The organism is Amycolatopsis sp. Poz14, from assembly GCF_006704225.1.
Classification (GTDB): Bacteria; Actinomycetota; Actinomycetes; order Mycobacteriales; family Pseudonocardiaceae; genus Amycolatopsis; species Amycolatopsis nivea.
In genome coordinates this window covers 7,463,372-7,483,728 of the sequence record NZ_JACLHD010000001.1, presented here as the reverse complement: position 1 = coordinate 7,483,728, position 20,357 = coordinate 7,463,372, and the positions used below count along the sequence as shown (strand labels likewise).

General features: G+C 69.4%; 13 protein-coding genes. 9 read left to right on the top strand and 4 right to left on the bottom strand.

The features are described from left to right. Positions 1–7: 7 nt before the first annotated feature. The gene (locus FKO37_RS34720) at positions 8–940 is read right to left on the bottom strand and encodes a nucleoside-diphosphate kinase (protein WP_238607267.1); all 933 of its coding nucleotides are present in this window, start codon (positions 938–940) and stop codon (positions 8–10) included. Positions 941–1,446: 506 nt separating this feature from the next. Between FKO37_RS34720 and FKO37_RS34715 the strand changes: the two genes are divergently transcribed. From FKO37_RS34715 to FKO37_RS34705, 3 genes are all read left to right on the top strand, one after another. Next, positions 1,447–2,223, top strand: a complete 777-nt coding sequence (locus FKO37_RS34715) for a YqcI/YcgG family protein (RefSeq protein ID WP_037814979.1) — start codon at positions 1,447–1,449, stop codon at positions 2,221–2,223. 272 nt (positions 2,224–2,495) lie between these two features. After that, positions 2,496–3,695, top strand: a complete 1,200-nt coding sequence (locus FKO37_RS34710; protein WP_238607266.1) for an MFS transporter — start codon at positions 2,496–2,498, stop codon at positions 3,693–3,695. A 63-nt stretch (positions 3,696–3,758) separates the two neighbouring features. Further along, positions 3,759–4,265: a flavodoxin domain-containing protein gene (locus FKO37_RS34705; protein ID WP_037814984.1), complete on the top strand. Its 507-nt coding sequence runs from the start codon at positions 3,759–3,761 to the stop codon at positions 4,263–4,265. Positions 4,266–4,268: 3 nt separating this feature from the next. Here the strand turns inward: FKO37_RS34705 and FKO37_RS34700 are convergent, their stop codons facing one another. Beyond that, on the bottom strand, positions 4,269–4,838 hold the full coding sequence (locus FKO37_RS34700) for a TetR/AcrR family transcriptional regulator (RefSeq protein ID WP_037814987.1): 570 nt from the start codon (positions 4,836–4,838) through the stop codon (positions 4,269–4,271). A 71-nt stretch (positions 4,839–4,909) separates the two neighbouring features. Here FKO37_RS34700 and FKO37_RS34695 point away from each other — a divergent pair, with 71 nt between their 5' ends. Continuing rightward, the gene (locus tag FKO37_RS34695; protein WP_037814988.1) at positions 4,910–5,302 is read left to right on the top strand and encodes a nuclear transport factor 2 family protein; all 393 of its coding nucleotides are present in this window, start codon (positions 4,910–4,912) and stop codon (positions 5,300–5,302) included. Positions 5,303–5,485: 183 nt separating this feature from the next. After that, positions 5,486–6,688 (top strand): MFS transporter, encoded by a 1,203-nt coding sequence (locus FKO37_RS34690; RefSeq protein WP_240015719.1) that lies wholly within the window; start codon positions 5,486–5,488, stop codon positions 6,686–6,688. 21 nt (positions 6,689–6,709) lie between these two features. On the opposite strand, the gene FKO37_RS34685 is transcribed toward FKO37_RS34690, so the two are convergent. Then, positions 6,710–7,522 (bottom strand): hypothetical protein, encoded by an 813-nt coding sequence (locus tag FKO37_RS34685; RefSeq protein ID WP_238607264.1) that lies wholly within the window; start codon positions 7,520–7,522, stop codon positions 6,710–6,712. A gap of 303 nt (positions 7,523–7,825) precedes the next feature. On the opposite strand from FKO37_RS34685, the gene FKO37_RS34680 reads away from it, so the two are divergent. Both FKO37_RS34680 and dnaE read left to right on the top strand, forming a co-directional pair. Further along, positions 7,826–8,260, top strand: a complete 435-nt coding sequence (locus tag FKO37_RS34680) for a PadR family transcriptional regulator (protein ID WP_238607263.1) — start codon at positions 7,826–7,828, stop codon at positions 8,258–8,260. A gap of 128 nt (positions 8,261–8,388) precedes the next feature. Beyond that, positions 8,389–11,916 carry a DNA polymerase III subunit alpha gene (gene dnaE, locus FKO37_RS34675; protein ID WP_238607262.1) on the top strand — a complete coding sequence of 1,176 codons (3,528 nt, stop codon included), beginning with the start codon at positions 8,389–8,391 and terminating at the stop codon, positions 11,914–11,916. A gap of 22 nt (positions 11,917–11,938) precedes the next feature. On the opposite strand, the gene FKO37_RS34670 is transcribed toward dnaE, so the two are convergent. Next, entirely contained in the window at positions 11,939–17,401 is a 5,463-nt protein-coding gene (locus tag FKO37_RS34670; protein WP_238607261.1) for a biotin carboxylase N-terminal domain-containing protein, read from the bottom strand. 443 nt (positions 17,402–17,844) lie between these two features. Here FKO37_RS34670 and FKO37_RS34665 point away from each other — a divergent pair, with 443 nt between their 5' ends. Beyond that, positions 17,845–19,371 (top strand): sugar ABC transporter ATP-binding protein, encoded by a 1,527-nt coding sequence (locus FKO37_RS34665; protein ID WP_238607260.1) that lies wholly within the window; start codon positions 17,845–17,847, stop codon positions 19,369–19,371. After that, positions 19,368–20,357: an ABC transporter permease gene (locus tag FKO37_RS34660; protein ID WP_037818734.1), complete on the top strand. Its 990-nt coding sequence runs from the start codon at positions 19,368–19,370 to the stop codon at positions 20,355–20,357. Before FKO37_RS34665 ends, FKO37_RS34660 begins: the two co-directional genes overlap by 4 nt.

Below are 20,357 nucleotides of genomic sequence, written 5' to 3'. Positions count from 1 at the left end.
GCGCCGCCTACAACGGACGTCGGGCCCGGGGCTTGGCCCAGTGCGCCGGATCCGGGTTGGAGATCAGCTTCGCTTCGCCGGGCTCGTCGCATTCGATCAGCCCGGCCCCGACCGCGGCGAGGTCCCAGCGATCGACCTCGGCTCCGCTTTCGGCGACCGCCTCGGCGACCTCGATCCAGGGCACGGATTCCCCGAACCGCAGGCGTTCCAGCAGTTGGAGCGCCCGGCTGCCGTGCTCTGCCCGCTTGAGCGCGTCTGCCACCGCGTCGGCGGCCGTGTTGGCGTCGAAGGTCCGCGGGGTGGCGGCGGCTTCGGCGGCGAACACTTCTTCGAGCAACGGGAGACCAGTTGGGGTGTCGACGGCCAATGCGTTCAGCGCTTCCCGTCGCTGCGGCGGGTTGAGCAGCAGGCCGAGTTCCCGGATCAAGTCGGCGGGCTCGTCGGCGACGTGGATGTAGCTGAAGTTGCGGTTGTGCTGGTGCAGCAAGGCGCGCAGCGTGCCGGGTTTTTGCTTCGACAGATCGGCTGAGCCTTTCAACGCGGCCAACCGCATCGTCGCGGGCATCGGCCCGGGCTGCTCGTCGCGCAGGAGCAGCAGCAGGGCGGAGCCGCGGTAGATCAAGTCGTTCAGCGCGAGCCGGTCCACGGTGGCCGAGGTCAGCTGGTACCGCCACATTTCCTGCCACCGCAGGCCGTCCAGTTCCGGACGCTGTACTGCTTGTACAGCGAATCCCTGCTCAGCCAGCCAACCGAGCACCGGGCGCACCTTGCTCGCGGCGATGCCGTCCGGTTTGACCAGGAGAAGCGCGTGCTGACGCAGGATTTCCGCGGCCCGGTCGCCGAGGAACCGGGCGGTGTCGCGGGCGCCTTCCCGGAAGTAGGTCTCGCGACGGTAGGCAATGCGCTTCGCGGGCATGCGCGTGAGCGCGGCCCAGTCCATGTCGTCGATCTTTTCCCCCTTGGCCGATGCCGGATCAAGTGATGTTATCCCGGCTGCGGGGCCTCGTGGAGGAAGCGCCGATGGGCAGTTCGCCAAGAAATGTCGAACGTCTTCGGAAGCGTGCCGCCGTGCGGGTGAGGGTCCGGGCCTCGGATCGGCGGATCGGCGTACGGCCGCTGTGGCGTCCGGGTGAACCGGTTGATTCCATTCCCGAACGTCCCGCGCGCCAATCGTCTACTGTGGACACAGCAGATTCGGTTGTGCTGCCGAATGTTCCGGGTGATCTAGTACCGATATCGGTCGCGGATTGCGCCGGATGTCGCAGGCGGATTGGTCGGTTCCGAGTCTTGCCTTGAAGAATTCTCCGTTATTTCGAGAATTTGCGGAGGAAATTGTTCACTCGGATGGTCGCTGCCCGGGTTGGGTCGGCGTCCATAGAGTGCTGAGCGGCAGTGCACCGGAGGGGGTGCCGTGAGCCCGAGGAAGATCATTCCCGGAGGGCCGGAATGCACCGATTGCTCGAGTACCGCAGCACCACGCTGACCACCCAGCAGGTGGCCGGAACATTCGGCACCGGCTGGCGTGCTCGCGCTTTCCGCGACGTCGAGTCCCGGCTCACCGACCGCGGATTCCCGTGCGTCTTCTCGAGAAACGCCTTCCGAAAGGGACTGCTGCTGTTCTCGTTCGCCGAGGACGCCGGGCCGGACGCTATCGCGAGGCTTGGTGTCGAACTCGCCGATTATGTAGAGCTTTCCCGGAATTGGAATGGCCGGCTCGACACCGCGTACCCGTTGCTGATCGTGTTTTCGTCCGCGGCGGTGTCCGCCGGATCGGTCGCGGAGTACCAGGCGTTCGGCTGGGAAGTGCTCCAGAAGCTGCACCACGTCGATCCGGTGCCGTGGCCGGAGAACGTCGGCACCGACCCCGGCGAAAGCTCGTGGTCTCTGTGCTTCAACGGAATGCCATTGTTCGTCAACATGAGCAGCCCCGCGCATGAGGTCCGGCGCAGCCGCAATCTCGGCGAGCATTTCGTGCTCGTGATCAACCCGCGCGAACGGTTCGACGTCGTCGCGGGCGACACCCCCAGCGGCCGGAACGTCCGCGACAACATCCGGGCGAGGATCGACCGCTACGACGGTGCCCCGCGCGCTCGCCAGCTCGGTTCCTACGGTGTCGCCGGGCTGGAATGGTGGCAGTACGGCCTGCCCGAAGAGGATGTCGACCGGACCGATGCCTGCCCGTTTTCCTTCCGGGAAGCCGAAACCGCGCGGCCCCGTGTCTGATCGGAGAGAGAGACTTTACGGCTGGTGCCGCGACCGGACTGAGTCCATTATGGACATGACCGCGCCGGTGTTCGTGACCGCGGCGGTGCGGTAAACCGGCAGCCGGACCACCGGCAAGGCTGTTGCCGACTCAGCACCCGACCGGGCAAGATCGGTGAGGTCGCCCGGCGCTGGGCGGAGTGCTCCGGTGGCGGGGGAGAGGTTCCGATGATCGAAGACCCGGTTCTGCTGCCAGCACGGCCCGCCTCCGCGCTCCCCGGAGCGGTGGCCGCATGACCGCCCGTCCCGGGCCCGTTGCCCCCGAACGTGCGACCCCGCTGCGTCCTGCGCTCGTCCTGATCGGCGTCCTGCTGATCGCCACGAACCTGCGCGCCGCGATCACCTCGCTCGGTCCCATTCTGGGCCTCGTCCAGGCCGATCAGGGGCTTTCCTCGGTAGCCGCGTCCGTCCTGGTCAGCGTGCCGCTCGTCGCCTTCGCCGGGTGTTCCCCGATCGCACCCAAGGTCGCCGCGAAGCTCGGGCTCGAGCGGTCGCTCGGCGCGGCGGTGCTGCTGCTCGCGATCGGGATCCTGCTGCGCTCGACCCCGCCGCAGTTGTTGCTGTGGACCGGAACCGCGCTGCTCGGGGTCGCCATCGCGATTTTGAACGTCCTGCTCCCCGCGCTCGTCAAACGCGATTTCCCCACCCGGATCGGGCCGATCACCGGCACGTACACCGCGGTCCAGTCCGGCGTCGCCGCGATCGCCGCCGGGGTCGCGGTCCCGCTCGCCGGGCAGCAGGCCGGCGGATGGCGGCTCTCGCTGGGCGTCTGGGCGGGGCTCGCGCTGATCGCTCTCGGGGTTTTCCTGCCGCAACTGCGCCGGTCCGCCGCCGCGCCGGCGCTCGTGCGGACGACCGGGGCGGCACGGCCGTGGACGAACGGGCTGGCCTGGCAGGTCACCCTCTTCATGGGGCTCCAGTCGCTCGCCTTCTATGTGCTGGTGACCTGGCTGTCCTCGATCGAACAAGCCGCGGGCATCAGCTCCGTGACCGCGGGGTTCCATCAGCTGCTCTTCAATCTTTGCGGCCTGGTCGGCAGCTTGGTCAGCTCCATGCTGATCCACCGGTTGCCTGATCAGCGTCCGGTCGCGATCACCGGGTCGCTGCTGTTGACCGCCGCGCTGACCGGGCTGCTGGTCGCGCCGGGGATCGCGGTGCTCTGGGCGGTCTTCGCCGGGTTGGCCGGCGGGACGACGTTGGCGTTGGCGTTGTCGCTGTTTGGGCTGCGTACGAAGGATTATTCCGACGCTGGGGCGTTGTCGGGGATGGCTCAGTCCGCGGGTTACACGCTCGCGGCGCTCGGGCCGATCGTGATCGGCGCGATTCATGACGCGGCTTCGTCCTGGACGCCTGCGCTCGGGGTGCTGATCGCGCTCGCGCTGGTGCAGACGACGTTCGGCGCGCTGGCCTCTCGCCCGAAGACGATCGGCTGACCGTCTGGGCCGCTGTCGGATTTCGGCCGGGCGCGGTCCGGCGATGGGGTGGAGAATGAAGACATGATCAACGTCCTCGTCGCGTACGCGGGCAAGCACGGCGGCACCCGCGAGATCGCCGAAGTCGTCGGCGAGGAGTTGCGCGCCGCCGGGTTCGCTGTCGACGTGCGCGACGCGGGCGAGGTCGACAGCGTCACGGGGTATGCCGCGGTGGTGGTCGGCAGCGCCCTCTACTACGCGCGGTGGCGGCCCGAAGCGGTGCGGCTGCTGGAGCGCAACACCGAGGCGCTGCGGGCGCGTCCGGTCTGGCTGTTCCACAGCGGACCGTGCGGCCCGGGCGCGAATCTCACCCGGGTGAGCCTGCCCGCTCGGGTGACGTTGCTGGCCGCCGCGATCGACGCGGGGCGCACCGAGACGTTCGGCGGGCGGCTCGACCCGGCGCTCGCGGAAGGCGTGCTGGAAAAGCTGATGGCGCGCGGCAGCCGGGCGGGCGATTTCCGCGACTGGGACCGGATCCGGGCGTGGGCGCGGGACATCGGCCGCCGGGCGCAGTCTCGCGTGGCGATCTGAGCGTCAAGACGCGCCGAGCACGCGCAGCACCGTCGCGGACAGCTCTTTCTCGGCTTCGGCCGGCGAAAGCCGTCCCGCGTCGGCCTCGCCCGCGGCCGCGTGGCCCAGCTGGATGATCACCGTGACCAGCCAATCCGCCGGCGGCTGCCGGTCGAACTCCCCGGCGAGCTGCCCGCGTTCGACAATCCGCCGCAACCGCTCGGCGACTGGCTCGTGCTGCTCGCGTCTGCCCTCCGCGGAGGACGCCGTGGAGGAGAACCGGCGCAGCAGCGACGGATAACGCGAGGACGCCCGGCGCGCGGCGTTGAGCACCCGCAGGATCGCGTCCGCCGCCGGCCCGGTGTCCGGACCAGCGGCGTCCATCGCGTCGACGGCTTCCTCCGTGAGCCGATCGAGGACCGCGGCCAGAAGCCGCTCGCGGGAAGGGAAATGGGCGTACACGGTCTGCCGGGTCACGCCGGCCGCCGTGGCGATGCCCTCGACGCTCGCGTCCGGATCTGTTTCCAGCACACGGAGCGCCGCGTCGAGGATCGCGGCGCGGCTGCGCTGGGCGTCCGCGCGGAGTTTCGCCATCTCTTACACCTTGTCAAGGTTAGCTTGAACGGATATCTTACAGGGTGTCAGAGTTTATCTGGGAGGGGTTCATGGGCACACTCGAACACGCTGATCCGAAGGCATTCATCGCGCGCTTCTTCACTTCTTTCACCGACGATCTGGTGCACACCGACGAGGACGCGGCGACGGTGGTCGACCGCTATCACACGCCCGACGTCGTGCAGATCGCCGACGGGGTGCGGATCGACCGCGCGCGGCTGGTCGCGCATTGCCGTCCGGTGCGGAAGAACCGGCCGGACAGCCGGATCGAAGTCCACGACGCGATGGCGGACGGCGACCGCGTCGCCGCGCGGTACACGCTGCACGTTCGCCAGCGAGGAAAGGAGCTCGAGATCGAGGTGTCGTTCTTCGGCCGGTTCGCCGAGGACGGCCGGATGCGCGAGGCGCACCTGCTCACTCGTTCGGCGAAAGCGCCCGAGTAACCCGATTCCTCCGCTTTTGCTTGGTATGTCAGGGATGTGCTGAGTCCACATGCGACTCTTGCCTCTCCGCCGCACCGGGTGTAGACCAAGCCGGTGACCGAAAACGCAGCCGGGGGCAAGGGAAAACGCAAGCTCAGCGCCGATCAGCGGAACTCGTTCCTCGCCGCGTGGCTCGGCTGGAGCATGGACGCGTTCGACTATTTCCTCGTCGTGTTCGTGCTCGCGGACATCGCGAAGGACAAGTCGTTCGGGGCTACTGCCACCCAGCTGGCGTTCATCACCACCGCGACGCTCGTGATGCGCCCGGTCGGAGCGCTCCTGTTCGGACTGTGGGCGGACCGGTCCGGACGGCGCATTCCGCTGATGGTCGACGTCCTGCTGTATTCCGCGGCTGGTGTGCTGTGCGCGGTCGCGCCGAACTTCACCGTGCTGCTGATCCTGCGGTTCATCTATGGCATCGGCATGGGCGGTGAATGGGGCCTGGGCGCGGCGCTCGCGATGGAGAAGATTCCGGTGGAGCGGCGCGGGTTCTTCTCCGGACTGCTGCAGGCCGGTTACTCCGCCGGGTACCTGCTGGCCGCGCTGGCGTACCTGCTGTTCCACACCGCGCTCGGCCTCGAGTGGCGGTGGATTTTCGTGCTGAGCATCTTCCCGGCGCTGATCAGCCTGCTGATCCGGGCGCGGGTCAAGGAATCCGAGGTGTGGGAGGCGGCGCAGGAGAAGATGCGCGTCACCCGGACGTCGGTCAAGGACGTCCTGTTCAACCCGAAGGTGCTGCGCCGGTTCGGGTACCTCGTGCTGCTGATGACCGCGTTCAACTGGATGTCGCACGGCACGCAGGACGTCTACCCGACATTCCTGAAGGCGACCGAGCACGGCGGCGCCGGCCTGAGCGCGGCGACCAGCACGTGGATCGCCGTGCTGTACAACGTCGGCGCGATCATCGGCGGCCTGGTCTTCGGCTCGCTGTCGGAACGCTTCGGCCGGCGGATGACGATCGTCGGCGCCGCGGTTCTCGGGTTGCCGATCGTCCCGATCTTCGCCGTCGACCACGGAGCCGGGATGCTCGCGCTCGGCTCGTTCCTGATGCAGATCATGGTGCAGGGCGCGTGGGGCGTCATTCCCGCGCACCTCACGGAAATGTCGCCGGACGCGATCCGCGGGTTCTTCCCCGGCGTGACCTACCAGCTCGGCAACCTGCTGGCCGCGCTGAACCTGCCGATCCAGGAAAGCATCGCGCAGTCGCAGGGGTACACGGCCGCGCTGCTGTGGACAGTGATCCCGGTGCTGATCGCGGTCGCCGTGCTGACCTCCCTGGGCAATGAAGCGAAGTCCATCCGCTTCGGCGGCGAGGGCGCGACCACCGCACCCGCCGGGTCTTCCTGACCTGTTCTGTCCCTGCTGGGTTCAGGCGGCCTTGCCGTCGAACAATCGCCGATATATCGTGGGCATATCGGCGATCGTTCGACAGAGGAGGAAGACATGACGAGGACCGCAGGCGGAGACCACCTGTTCCGAGGCTTCGGCGGCCCGGAACGCTTCGGCGGGCACGGAGTGCCGTTCGGTTTCGGCCGCCCCGGACCGGTTCACCCTGGTGACGGGGGTCGGGGAGTGCCGTTCGGCAGGCCGGATGCGCCGGGCGACGGGAGGGGTCGACATCCGGGCGGGCCGGGGGGAGGACACGGGTGGCCTTGGGAAGTCGAGCCGGACGAGGAGCGCGGGCGTCCGGGCGGCTTCGGTGGCCAGGATGCCTGGTTCGGGCTGGGCGGACGCGGCTGGGCGGGCTTGCTCGGCGGGCGAGGCTTGGGGGTCGGCCAGCATGCGGTGTTCGGCGGGCCCGGGGCCAGGTTCGGGCAGACCGGACTCTTCGGGGGGCCGGGAGTCGCCTTCGGCTGGCCTGGTCACGGGGGTGAGCACCACGGCTGGTCGGGCGAGCCGGGCGAGCATCACGGTTGGTCGGGGGAGCACCACGCGCACCCTGGTCATTCGGGCGAGGCGGGCGAACGCCACGTCGACCCCGGTTGTTCGAGTGGGGCGGGGGAACGCCACGTCGACCCCGGTCGTTCGGGCGATGCGGGCGAACACCACGTCCACCCCGGTCATTCGAGTGAGGCGGGGGAACGCCACCCGCACCCCGGCCGTCCGGGCGAGGCTGGTGAGCACCATGTGCACCTCGGCCATCTGGGCGAGCATCCAGGACACCCGGGCTACTCGGACCACCTAGGACATCCGCGCCACCCCGGTCACCCGGGTCATCCCGGCCACCCGGGCCACCCAGGTCACCCCGGTGACGGGGAAGCCTGGGACGGCACGGTCTTCGAAGCCCGTGGCGGTTTCCCGCCGGGGCCTCCCGGTCCGCCTGGGCCGCCTGGACCGCCGCATCGGCCGGGGTTTCCCGGGTTTCCTGGTTTCCCTGGCTTTCCCGGGTTTCCGGGAGGTCCCGGTGGCCCAGGTGGTCCGGGAGGGTTCTTCGGTGGCCCACCCCGCGGCGGTCGAGGCCCGGCGCGGCCGGTGCGTCCGGCGGTGCTTGCCTTGCTCGCGGAGGAACCCCGGCACGGGTATCAGCTGATGCAGGAGATCCGCCGTCGCACGAATGACGAGTGGCGGCCCAGCCCTGGGTCCATTTACCCGATTTTGCAGCAGCTCGAGGACGAAGGCCTGGTCCGCACGGCGGAGGAGGGCGGTCGGCGGGTCGCGCATCTCACGGAGGCGGGGCGGGAGCACGTCGCGGGGCGCGAAGAGGAGTTCGCGGCGCTCTGGGCGTCTTCGGCTCGTGACGAGGATCCGGGTGCGGACCGGTTCGCGGCGCTGTATCAGCAGATCGGCGAGTTGGCCGGGGCGGCGGCGCAGGTCGCGCACACGGGCAGCGAGGCGCAGTGCGCGGAGGCGCGCAAGGTGCTTCGCGAAGCCCGTCGCCGGCTGTATGCGTTGCTCGCGGACGACGACTCCGAAGAGTAGAAACCACCGGTTGGCGAGTCCATTGTGGACTCGCCAACCGGCGGTCACCTCGGGCTACAACCGGAGGTGGTCCGAGCGCGCGTGTCGGTTGTTGGACGGCGGCGCGGTGCGGCGGGTCCAATGCGGCCATGCCATCGTTTGTCCACCTGCACGTCCACACCGAGTATTCGATGCTGGACGGTGCGGCGAAGATCGGTCCCTTGTTCGCGGAGGCGGCCCGGCTGAACATGCCCGCGGTGGGGATGACCGATCACGGGAACATGTACGGCGGGGACGAGTTTTATCAGACGTCGAAGAAGCACGGGATCAAGCCGATCATCGGGATCGAGGCGTATATCGCGCCGGAGTCGCGGTTTCACAAGAAGCCGGTGTTCTGGGGGCAGGCGTCGCAGCGGGGGTCGGACGAGTTCGGCGAGGGCGGCGACGTCTCGGGTGGCGGTGCGTATACGCACATGACGATGGTGGCGGGGAACGCGACGGGGTTGCGGAATCTGTTCAAGCTGTCGTCGCTGGCGTCGATTCAGGGGTATTACCGCAAGCCGCGGATGGATCGGGAGCTGATCGCGGAGAACGCGTCCGGGATCATCGCGACGACGGGGTGTCCGTCGGGCGAGGTGCAGACGCGGTTGCGGCTGGGGCAGCGGGAGGCGGCGATCCAGGCGGCCTCGGATTACAAGGACATTTTCGGGGCGGGGAATTTTTTCCTGGAGTTGATGGACCACGGGCTGCCGATCGAGCGGTCGGTGCGGGAGGGTTTGCTGGAGATCGGGAAGCTGCTGGACCTCCCGCCGCTGGCGACCAATGATTCGCACTATGTGACGAAGGACCAGGCGGACACGCACTCGGCGTTGCTGTGCGTGCAGGCGGGCAAGACGCTGAACGATCCGACGCGGTTCAAGTTCGACGGGGACGGTTATTTCCTGAAGTCCGCGGAGGAGATGCGGGAGTACTGGGACCGGGAGGTTCCGGGGGCGGCGGACAACACGTTGTTGATCGCGGAGCGGGTCGAGTCGTACGAGGACGTGTACACGCACAAGGACCGGATGCCGGTCTTCGACGTGCCCGAAGGACACACCGAAACCACCTGGCTCCACCATGAAGTGATGTCCGGGCTTGAGCACCGGCTGCCGGACGGAGTGCCCGGAGAATACCGGGAGCGCGCCGAGTACGAGCTCAAAGTCATTGTGGAGAAAGGGTTTCCCGGGTACTTCCTCATCACGGCTGACCTCATGACGCACGCTCGCGCGGCGGGAATCCGCGTGGGGCCGGGACGCGGGTCGGCGGCGGGGTCGCTGGTCGCGTATGCGCTCCGCATCACCAATCTCGACCCGATCCGGCACGGTCTGCTGTTCGAGCGGTTCCTGAACCCGGAACGAGTGTCCATGCCGGACATCGACATGGACTTCGACGACCGCCGCCGCGGCGAGATGATCCGGTACGCCACCGAGAAATACGGGTCTGACCGGATTGCGCAGGTGATCACCTTCGGCACCATCAAGACCAAGGCGGCGATCAAGGATTCCGCGCGCGTCCACTTCGGACAACCAGGGTATTCGATCGCGGACCGGATCTCCAAAGCGTTGCCGCCGCCAGTGGCTGCCAAGGACATTCCGCTGTCGGGCATCGTGGACGCCAAGCACGAGCGCTACGCGGAAGCGGCGGAGGTCCGCACGCTGGTCGAGACCGACGAAGAGTGCAAGACGATCTTCGACACCGCCCGCGGCCTGGAGGGGCTGATCCGCAACGCGGGTGTGCATGCCTGTGCGGTGATTATGTCCAGTGAACCGTTGCTGAACGCGATTCCGTTGTGGCGCAGGGATGACGGGTCGATCATCACCGGCTGGGACTATCCGTCGTGCGAGGCCATCGGACTGCTCAAGATGGACTTCCTGGGCCTGCGCAACCTCACCGTCATCGGCGACGCGATCGACAACGTCCAAGCCAACCGCGGCGAAGACGTCGACCTCGACCGGCTGGCCACCGATGATCCCGAGACCTTTGCCCTGCTGGTCCGCGGCGACAGTCTCGGAGTGTTCCAATTGGACGGTGGCGCGATGCGGGATCTGTTGCGCCGCATGCGTCCTACCGGGTTCGAGGACATCGTGGCCGTCAACGCGCTCTACCGGCCGGGTCCGATGGCGATGAACACGCACAACAACTACGCCGACCGCAAGAACAAGCGGCAAGCCATCGAACCGATCCATCCGGAACTGGAAGAGCCGTTGCGCGAGATCCTCGCCGAAACGCACGGACTGGTGGTGTATCAGGAACAGATCATGCAGATCGCGCAGAAGGTCGCCGGATACTCGATGGGCCGCGCCGACGTCCTGCGGCGTGCGATGGGCAAGAAGAAAAAGGAAGTCCTGGAAAAGGAATTCGAGGGCTTCCGTGCCGGGATGATCGACAACGGCTTCTCCGGCGAGGCTGTGCAAGCGTTGTGGGACACGATCCTGCCTTTCGCGGGCTATGCTTTCAACAAGTCGCACGCGGCCGGCTACGCGCTGGTCGGGTACTGGACGGCGTATCTGAAGGCGAATTACACCGCGGAGTACATGGCCGCGTTGTTGACGTCGGTGGGTGACAACAAGGACAAGTCGGCGATCTATCTGTCGGAGTGCCGTCGGCTGGGGATCAAGGTGCTGCCGCCGGACGTGAACGAGTCGGCGTTGCGGTTCGCGGCCGTCGGGAACGACATCCGGTTCGGTCTGGGCGCGGTGCGCAACGTGGGCGCGAACGTGGTGGAGTCGATCATCAAGACGCGCGAGGAGAAGGGCAAGTACTCCTCGTTCACCGAGTTCCTGGACAAGTCGGAGCTGGTGGCCTGCAACAAGCGGGTGATCGAGTCGCTGATCAAGGCGGGCGCGTTCGATTCGATGGGGAACCCGCGGCTGTCGATGATCCAGGTGCACGAGGACGCGGTGGAAGCCGTCGTCCCGCTCAAGCGCCAGGAAGCGATGGGCCAGTTCGACCTCTTCGGCGGAGAAAACAAGGAACCGGCTTCTTCGCCGTTGGCGCACGTGAAATTCACCGCCGAAGAGTGGCCGCGCAAGCAGTTGCTGGCGCACGAGCGGGACATGCTCGGCCTCTACGTTTCAGCGCATCCCTTGGACGGGGCGGAAGGCGTCCTCAGCAAACACGCGCCCCGCACGATCGCCGCGATCATCGACAACCCGCCGAAGGAAGGCGAACTCGTAGTCGCCGGGTTGATCACTTCGCTGGAGCGGCGGGTGAACAAAAAGGGCGAACCTTGGGCGATTTGCACGGTCGAGGATTTGGACGCGTCTCTCGAGGTGTTGTTCTTCGCCAAGTCGTACGCGTTGTGCGCGGCAGATCTGGTGGAGGACAACGCGGTGCTGGTGAAGGGCCGGGTCAACTGGCGGGAGGACAAGATGTCGGTCTTCGGGGCGGATCTGGTGCCGCTGGACCTGACGGAACTCGGGGAAACGCCGCTGGTGCTGCACACGCGGGCGGAGAAGGTGACGCTGCCGGTGGTGCTGGAGCTCAAGCAGACTTTGCTGGCGCACCAAGGGAATACGCCGGTCCATCTGCACGTGGGGGAGCAGCGGTACGCGCTGGACGGCTATTCGGTGAAGGTGACTCCGGCGCTGCTGGGCGAGGTGAAGACGATCCGGGGAATCACCGTGGGTGCCGGGTGAGAACCGGCACCCACGGGAATCCTCAGCGCTTCAATCCGTGCTCGATCGCCTCGATGATCCGGGGCCGGAGCTGTGCGGTGCTGACGATCGCGTCCACCGACCCGACCTCGACGGCGCGCTGGATGCTGTGCACCCGGTCGAACTCCGACGCCACCTCGCCGAGCTTCTCGGCCCGCACCGACGACGTGACCTCCGCCAGCTCGGCCGCGCAAGCGGCCCGCTCGGCTCCGCTCAGTTCGCCGAGCCGCTTCTGCAGACCGGCCACCCGCGGGTCGTTCGCCGTCCGGGTCTTCACCTCGCCGGCGAACACCACCGCGGCTGCCGGAGCGCCGCCGAGCACCGAAGCGAACGAGCCCTCCAGCGCCAGCACCGTCATGTTCGGGTTCAGCGCCTTCGAGAACACCACGAACGCGCCGCCGTGGTAGCGCGAGATCACCGTGAACACGATCGGTCCCTCGAAGTTCACGATCGCGCGGCCGATCTCGGCCCCGTACTCCAGCTGGAGCTTCTTCATCGACTCCGGCGAACCGTCGAAGCCGGACAGGTTCGCCAGCACCACCAGCGGACGGTTGCCGCTCGCCGCGTTGATCGCGCGGGCCGCCTTCTTCGACGACTTCGGGAACAGCGTGCCCGCGGTGAACGTGTCCGGGCCGTCGGTGGGCGGGAAGCCGCGGCGGGGCACCGAACGCGATTCGATTCCCAGCAGGCACACCGGGTGGCCGCCGATGTGCACGTCCTGCACCGCCGCGGTGTCCGCGTCCGCCATGCCCGCCCAGCGTTCCAGCACCGGGTGGTCCTGGTCGGAGAGCGCGCGCATCACCGTGCGGATGTCGAACGGCTTCTTGCGGTCCGGGTTGTGCTCGGCGGAGAAGATCTGGCCCACCGTGGCGAAGTCGCTGCCGACGACGGCGTGCGGGTAGTCCGACACGTCGCGGCCCGCCGGGTCGCTGGTGACCGCCTGGCGCGGGCCCGCTTCGCCCGGCACGACGTAGGTGTGCGCGTAGTGCGCCATCAGCACGTCGCGCGCCCCGGCGAGGTTCGGCGCCCAGTACTGCGCCTGCCCGTTCGGGCCCATCACCCGGTCGTAGCCGCCGATGCCGAAGTTGTCCTCGGCCGACACGCCGCCGGAGAAGTCCAGCGACTGCTTGCCGGTGAGCACCATCGCCGAATCCGGCGTCATCACCAGGATGCCCTTGGTGTGCATGAGCATCGTGGCCTCGGCGTTCCAGTACGGCTGCGCGCCCACGGTGATCCCGGCGACCACGATGTTGATCTCGCCGCCGTCCTGGGTGAACTCCACGATCCGCTTGAGCGCGGCCGCGACCCAGTCCATGTTCTCGGTGCCGGACTCCATCGAGATCCGCGCGCCGGACGACAGCGCGAACCACTCGACCGGAACCCGCAGCTCCTGCGCCAGGTTCAGCGCCGCGATCACCCGCGTGCACTCCGGTTCGGCCAGCGCGCCGAGCGACTTCGTCGGGTCGCCCAGCAGCACCACGCGCTTGACGCCTTCGGGCACCAGATCGGTCGGCGTGCTGACCACGCCTGCCACGAGCCCGGCCTTGTTCTGCCCGCGTGGCCGATCGACCGGCACGAGCGCGCCGGTGTCGTCGAGGTCGTGCTCGGTGAAGGTGCCGCCGCCGGCCAGCAGTTCGGTGAGCTCGTACGGGTACACCGTGTCGCGGCGCGCCGCGCGCAGCACCTTCTGCCGGTAGTCGTCCAGCGGCTGCACCGGTTCGGTGCTCGGGGCCTCGACCGACAGCCGCACGCCCGCGCCGACCTCGTTGCGGACCGTCACCGCGATGTCGGTCAGCTCGCCGGTTTCGGAGTTCCGCTGCCGGGCGAGGAACTGGATCTCCTCCAGGCCCGCGCCGGCGGTCGTCGGCAGCACGCGGCGGGCGAGCAGGTTCAGCTCGTCCATCGTCAGGTCGCTCGGCGGCCACACGTAGATGACGATCCGGTTGGTGTCGAACCGGTTCTTCGCCGGACGCCGCGCCTGCGCGTTGCGGACCGCGTCGAGGCACGCGGCGAGCGTGTCCTCGGCCGAGGGCAGCGACACGAGCCTGCCGTCCGCCTCGCGCAGCGGCGTCAGATCGCGGACCTGCGACATCGCGATCAGCCGCTCGTCGGCCGGGTTCGCCTTCGCGGTGCCGGTGAACAGGTACACCTCTTCGTCCGCCGACGGCAGCCGCGTGAGGTCGAATTCCTGCAGCCGCTCCAGCTGCAGCCGCTCGGCGACGCGCGGGTGCAGCCCGCGGATCACCCGGTCCTCGGCGAAGCCGGATTCGGTCCGGCGGAAGGTGAAGTGGTGGTGCATCACCGCGCCGCCGCCGCCGGCGACGGTGGTGACCACCCGGTCGACGTCGGCCGGAAGCGGTTGCGCCGCAACGATTTCGCCCAGATTCGCGGCCATCGCGTCGCTGTCGGGCTGGTCGGTCCACTTGAGATACACGTCCGCCGCGACCGGCACCCCGGCGCCGTCGGACAGCTCGGCCACCGCGCGCATCGCGTCCGGCAGCTGCGGGAAGTCGACCGCGGTGGTGACCACGCGCGCCGGCTCCGGATGCGAGGCGGTGACGAACGAACAACCCGCGACCTCGCGCACGCGCACGTCGGTGAGCGCCTTGTTGCCGTAGTAGCGCCGGCTCAGCACCTCGAGCATCGGGGCCGGGTCCGCGCCCGGCCGCCCGATCCGCTGGCCGAGCAGCCGCACCAGCGGCTCGTTGCTCGACACCATGCCGGAGATCCGCTCGGCGCGGTCGGCCGCGTCCGGGTTGCGGTCGAGGTAGCGCAGGTGGCCGCGGATCTCGGCGTACACCTCGGCGCGCGCCCGGCGCAACATCGGCTGCGCGAACCAGCGGAACACCACGCCGCGGGCGAGGTCGCTGACCGCCGGGAACCGCAGCTGGGTCGCGGCGATCAGGTGCTCGAGCGCGAGCCCGGCCGTCTCCCGCAGCTCGGCCGAGGGCGGGGCCTCGGTGAGCCACTGCCGCAGCAGCGCGGACACGATCGCGCTGTCGCTCGAAGCCCGTTGCTGGGCAAGGAAAATCCGGAAGACCGCCTCTTCCAGCTCCGGCGTGCGCTCGAGGTCGCCGACGCCGTAGTGGCCGAGCACGCGGCGCAGCCTGCCCTGGAACTTCTCCGGCAGCCCGGCGCGCTCGACGTCGAGGCTCTGCAGGTAGGTGTGGAAGTACTCGCGGGCGCTGTGCACCGGGCTCGACGCGCTGAGGTCGTCCGCGGCCGGCTTGTTCCGGCTCAGCTCGGACAGATCGGCGAACACGTCGAGCAGTTCGAGCTCGCCCTCCAGCGGACGCGCCGGCAGCTCCGCGCGCGCCGCCAGGTAGCCGCTGAGCACCCGGCCCTGGTCGTGCGGGTCGACGTCGAAGCCGAGCAGCAGGCTGCGCAGGTCCTGCCTGCCGCGCTCGACCAGGTCGGCCGCGCTCGTGCCGTCCTGTTCGGCGGGCAGGTCGATCTCGGCGGTCTCGGCCTGCGCGGCGGCCTCGTCCTCGGCCTCGTCGGCCAGCGGTTCGAGGCGCAGCAGCGGAGCCCCGGTCTCCACCTGGCTGCCGATCGACACCGGGAGTTCCTTGACCCGGGCCCGGAACGGCGCGCGCAGCACCGTCTCCATCTTCATGCTTTCCAGCACGAGCACCGGCGCGCCGGACTCGACCTCGTCGTCCACCGCGACCGGCGTGGCGACCACCAGCGCGGGCGCGGGGGAGCGGACGACGCCGCCCTCGTCGCGGCTGATCCGGTGGGTGATGCCGTCGACCTCGACCAGGTGGGTCGGCCCGTGCGTGCCGGTGACGAGCCGGAATCGCGTGCCGTTGACGGTGATCTGCCCGCTGTACTCGTCGAACCGCTCGAGCTCGACGTCGGCCGGGTGCACGTCGCCGCCGCCGCTGACGCCGACCCGGAACCGCTTCGGCCCGGTGCGCGCGACCGTGACGCGGTAGGACGCGCCGCGCAGTTTCAGGTCGAGCGGACGGATTTCGTGGCGCACCTGCGGACGGCCGCCGAACGCGGTGGAGAGCAGGCGCTGCCGCCCGACCTCCTCGTCGTCCTCGTAGGCCTCGATCGCCGCCGCGGCGAGCGCGACCGCGGAATGCCGCGTGGTGACGAGACGGCCCTCGGCGCGGACGCGGTCGATCCAGCCGGTGTCCGCGCTGGCGTCGATGACCTCGGGCTGGTCGAGCAGGTCGAGCACGAAGCTCTTGTTGGTGGCGCCGCCCTCGATGAGCACGGACGTCTCGGCCATCGCCCGGCGCAGCCGCGCGAGCGCCTGGTCGCGGTCGCGGCCGTAGGCGATGATCTTGGCGATCATCGAGTCGAAGTCGGCGGGGATCGTGTCGCCCTCGCTGACGCCGGTGTCGACCCGGATGCCGGGGCCGGCGGGCAGCAGCAGCCGCGCGATACGGCCGGGGGACGGCGCGAAGTCGCGGTCCGGGTCCTCGGCGTTGAGCCGCGCTTCGACGGCGTGCCCGGACTCCTCCGGCTGCGCGCCTTCGAGCTTGCCGCCGGACGCGACGTGCAGCTGCAGCCGCACCAGGTCGGTGCCGGTGGTGATCTCGGTGATCGGGTGCTCCACCTGGAGACGGGTGTTGACCTCGAGGAAGGCGAACATCCGGTCGCCGGGGTGGTAGAGGAACTCGACGGTGCACGCGCCGCGGTAGCCGACCGCGACCGCGAGCCGCTCGGCCGACGCCTTCAGCTCGGCGGTCTGCTCCGCGCCGAGCACCGGGGACGCCGACTCCTCGATGATCTTCTGGTTGCGCCGCTGCACCGAGCAGTCGCGGACGCCGAGCGCCCACGCCGTCTCGCCGTCGGAGATCACCTGGACCTCGACGTGCCGCGCGCCGGTGACCAGGCGCTCCAGGAACACGACGCCGCTGCCGAACGCGCGCAGCGCCTCCTGGCTGGTGCGCTCGTACGCCTCGGTGAGGTCGCCCGCCGACTCGACCTTGCGGATGCCGCGCCCGCCGCCGCCCGCGGTGGCCTTGAGCATCAGCGGGTAGCCGATCTTGTCGCCCGCCGCGAGGGCTTCCTCGAGCGTCGCGACCTCGCCGCCGCTCCACGGAGCGACCGGGACGCCGACCTCCTCGGCGATCAGCTTCGCGCCGATCTTGTCGCCGAGCTTGCGCATCGCGTCCGCGCTGGGGCCGACGAAGGCGACCCCGATCTTGTCGCACAGCTCGGCGAACGCCGGGTCCTCGGCGACGAAGCCCCAGCCGACCCACGCGGCGTCGGCCTTGGTGTCGACCAGCGCCTTCTCCAGTTTGGCGAGGTCGAGGTAGGGCCGCGCGGAGGCGGGGCCGAGCGAATAGGCGACGTCGGCTTCGCGGACGAAAGTCGCGGTGGCGTCCGCGTCCGTGTAGAGCGCGACCGTCTCGATCCGTCGCCCGGTCTCGGCGGACAAGTCCCGGACGGCGTGGATCAGCCGCATCGCGGCCTCTCCGCGGTTGACGATGGCGACGCGATTGAACACGGACAAAGCCTCCCAGTGAACCTGACTGCACCACGCACAGCAGGCGACGCCGGACCCGCCGGAACGTCGCCTGTCTTCGTCGTACACATTGCTCCCTTACCGCCGGGTACACCAATGTCGCGGATGACGCATGCCGCGCCTGCCGGTTTGTAGGAACCCGCCAAAAACGGCTCGTGTCACGTCGTCCGGGCCTCGTTTATCGCGAGGTATGCCACAAATCACGCCCGGCCGGCCAGGGGCGGAGGCAACTGGACGGCCAGGCGTTTCCAGGGGGTCGGACAGGGGTCACCCGCAGTTCAGGCGGCGGAGCGGAACGTGCCCGGCCGAACCGGAGCCGAGGCTCCCCTGAACTGGGAAAATGTGACCCTTGACACTCCGGCGGGGTGCCCCTACCGTCGCGGGTAATCGATTTCTCGACGTGGGGCGGGCCGAGAGGGCGGGGCATGGGCGACGGCGTCGCGCTGGCCGAGCTGGCCGGCGTCAGCAAGACCTACGGCGGGGTGCGTGCCCTGGGCGCGGTGGACTTCACCGCGGCGAAGGGGGAGGTGCACGCGCTGCTCGGCGAGAACGGGGCAGGCAAGTCCACGCTGCTGAAGATCTTGTCGGGGGAGATCGCCGCCGGGGAGGGGGCGATCCGGATCGCGGGGGAGGCGGTCCGGTTCGCCCGCCCGGCCGACGCGCGCCGCGCCGGGGTCGCGATGATCCATCAGGAACTGGACCTCGTTCCCGCGCTTTCCGTGGCGGAGAACGTCTTTCTCGGCCGCGAACCGCACACCCGCGGCGGCACGGTCGACCGGCGGCGGATGGTCGCGGCCACCCGCGAGGTGCTGGAGCGCTCCGGCGTCGACCTCGATCCGCGTACGCCGGTCGAACGGCTGCGCACCGGCGAACAGCAGCTCGTCACCATCGCGAAAGCGCTGTCGCTGGACGCGCGGATCCTGCTGATGGACGAACCCACGTCGGCGCTGTCGCCGCGCGAGGTGGAGCGGCTGTTCACGGTCATCGACCAGCTGCGCGCGGACGGGGCGGCGATCGTTTACGTGTCGCACCGGATGGACGAGATCGGGCGGGTCGCGGACCGGGCGACGGTGCTGCGCAACGGCGAGGTCGTCGCGGAGTTCAGCGCGGCGGAGCTGACTGCCGAGCGGGCCGCGGAGGCGATGGTGGGCCGTCCGGTGCACCTCATGTTCCGCGCGGACAGCGTGCCCTCGCCGAATCAGGACGAGGTGTTGCGCGTCGAGGACCTCGTGATGCGGCCGCGCGCCGGGCGGCGGGAGCCGGACGGGATCAGTCTCACTGTGCGGGCCGGAGAGATCGTCGGCGTCGCCGGGTTGCTCGGCGCGGGACGGACCGAGCTGCTGGAGGCGCTGTACGGCGCTGCCGGGGGAAAGCTGTTGAGCGGACGGATTTTTTTGCGCGGCAAAGAGTTCCGGCCGCGTTCGCCGCGCGGGTCGCTGCGGTCGGGGATCGCGTTCGTGCCCGAGGACCGGCGGATCGCGGGGCTGGCGCTGGAGCATTCCGTCGTGGCGAACACCGTGCTGTCCATTGTGGACCGTCTGGCGCGGTTCGGGATCGTTCCCGGCAGGCGCGAGCGGGCGGTGGCCGGGGAAGAAGCGGGGAGGCTCGGGGTGAAACTGGGGTCGCTCGCCGATCCGGTGGGTTCGCTGTCCGGCGGGAATCAGCAGAAAGTGGTGCTGGGACGGGCTTTGCTGACCGAACCGGCGCTGCTGTTGCTCGACGAGCCGACGCGCGGCGTGGACGTCGGGGCGAAGGCGGAGATCTACCGGCTGCTCGGCGAGGCCGCGCGGAGCGGCGTCGGGGTGCTGCTGGCGTCCTCGGAACCGGCGGAGCTGGTCGGCGTGTGCGACCGCGTAGTGGTGCTGCGCGGCGGACGCAGCGTCCACGAGCTGGACACCGCTCAGGCCGGCGAGGCGGAACTGCTCGCCGCGTCGATGGGAGACGTCCGGTGAACGGGCGTTCGGTGCTGGCCGCGGTCTTCCGGTTCCAGAGCGTCTTCGGGCTCGTGCTGGTCTTCGCCGCCGCGATCGTCTTCTCCCCGCACCGAGACGGGGAGCTGGTGTTTCTCGGCAGCGGCAATCTGTTCAACGTCGTCCGCGCGATCTCCGAGATCGGCATCATCGCGGTCGGCATGACGCTGGTGATCCTGGTCGGCGGCATCGACCTGTCGGTGGGCTCGGTGATGGGGCTGGCCAGCGTCGGCGTCGCGCTGCTGCTCACCAGCGGCGGCTGGGGACTCGTGCCGGGCGTGCTGCTGATCCTCGCGCTCGGCTTCGGTTTCGGGCTGCTGCAAGGGATCGCGAGCGCGCGGTTCCGGATCCAGTCGTTCATCGTGACGCTCGCCGGGATGCAGATCGCCCGCGGGATCGCCCGGATGTGGTCCGGCGGCGAGGGCGTTTCGATCACCTACGGCACCGGTCCCGGCCAGGCTCCGGTGCCGTTCTCGCTGCTGGGCGAGCGGACGTTCGGCGGCGTGGTGCCGATCCCGGCGCTGTTCTTCGTGGTCGTCGCGGCGCTCGCGGTGCTGGTGCTGCGGGCGAGCGCGTTCTCGCGGCACGTGTACGCGATCGGCGGCAACGAGAAGGCCGCGGTGCTGTCCGGGGTGCCGGTGATCCGGGTGAAAGTGCTGGTCTTCGGCCTGTGCGGGCTGCTCGCCGCGCTGGCCGGGATCGTCCACGCGGGACAGTACAACTTCGGCGGGCCCAACGACGGCACCGGGTACGAGCTCAACGCGATCGCCGCCGTCGTGATCGGCGGGACCAGCCTGTCCGGCGGGCGCGGGTCGGTGTCCGGCACCGTCGCGGGCGCCCTGCTGGTCGGCGTGCTCGACAACATCCTCCAGCTCAACGACATCGATTCGAACGTCCAGCTGATCGTGGTCGGCGTGGTGATCGTGCTGGCCGCGGGCCTGCAGCGGCTGCGCCCGGCCACGGCATAG

What these genes read in the sequence shown, in the direction of transcription:
- dnaE (WP_238607262.1), top strand. Translation starts at nt 8,389, where the DNA reads ATGCCATCGTTTGTCCACCTGCACGTCCACACCGAGTATTCGATGCTG.
- FKO37_RS34690 (WP_240015719.1), top strand. Translation starts at nt 5,486, where the DNA reads ATGGACGCGTTCGACTATTTCCTCGTCGTGTTCGTGCTCGCGGACATC.
- FKO37_RS34705 (WP_037814984.1), top strand. Translation starts at nt 3,759, where the DNA reads ATGATCAACGTCCTCGTCGCGTACGCGGGCAAGCACGGCGGCACCCGC.
- FKO37_RS34715 (WP_037814979.1), top strand. Translation starts at nt 1,447, where the DNA reads ATGCACCGATTGCTCGAGTACCGCAGCACCACGCTGACCACCCAGCAG.
- FKO37_RS34720 (WP_238607267.1), bottom strand. Translation starts at nt 940, where the DNA reads ATGGACTGGGCCGCGCTCACGCGCATGCCCGCGAAGCGCATTGCCTAC.
- FKO37_RS34695 (WP_037814988.1), top strand. Translation starts at nt 4,910, where the DNA reads ATGGGCACACTCGAACACGCTGATCCGAAGGCATTCATCGCGCGCTTC.
- FKO37_RS34700 (WP_037814987.1), bottom strand. Translation starts at nt 4,838, where the DNA reads ATGGCGAAACTCCGCGCGGACGCCCAGCGCAGCCGCGCCGCGATCCTC.
- FKO37_RS34665 (WP_238607260.1), top strand. Translation starts at nt 17,845, where the DNA reads ATGGGCGACGGCGTCGCGCTGGCCGAGCTGGCCGGCGTCAGCAAGACC.
- FKO37_RS34710 (WP_238607266.1), top strand. Translation starts at nt 2,496, where the DNA reads ATGACCGCCCGTCCCGGGCCCGTTGCCCCCGAACGTGCGACCCCGCTG.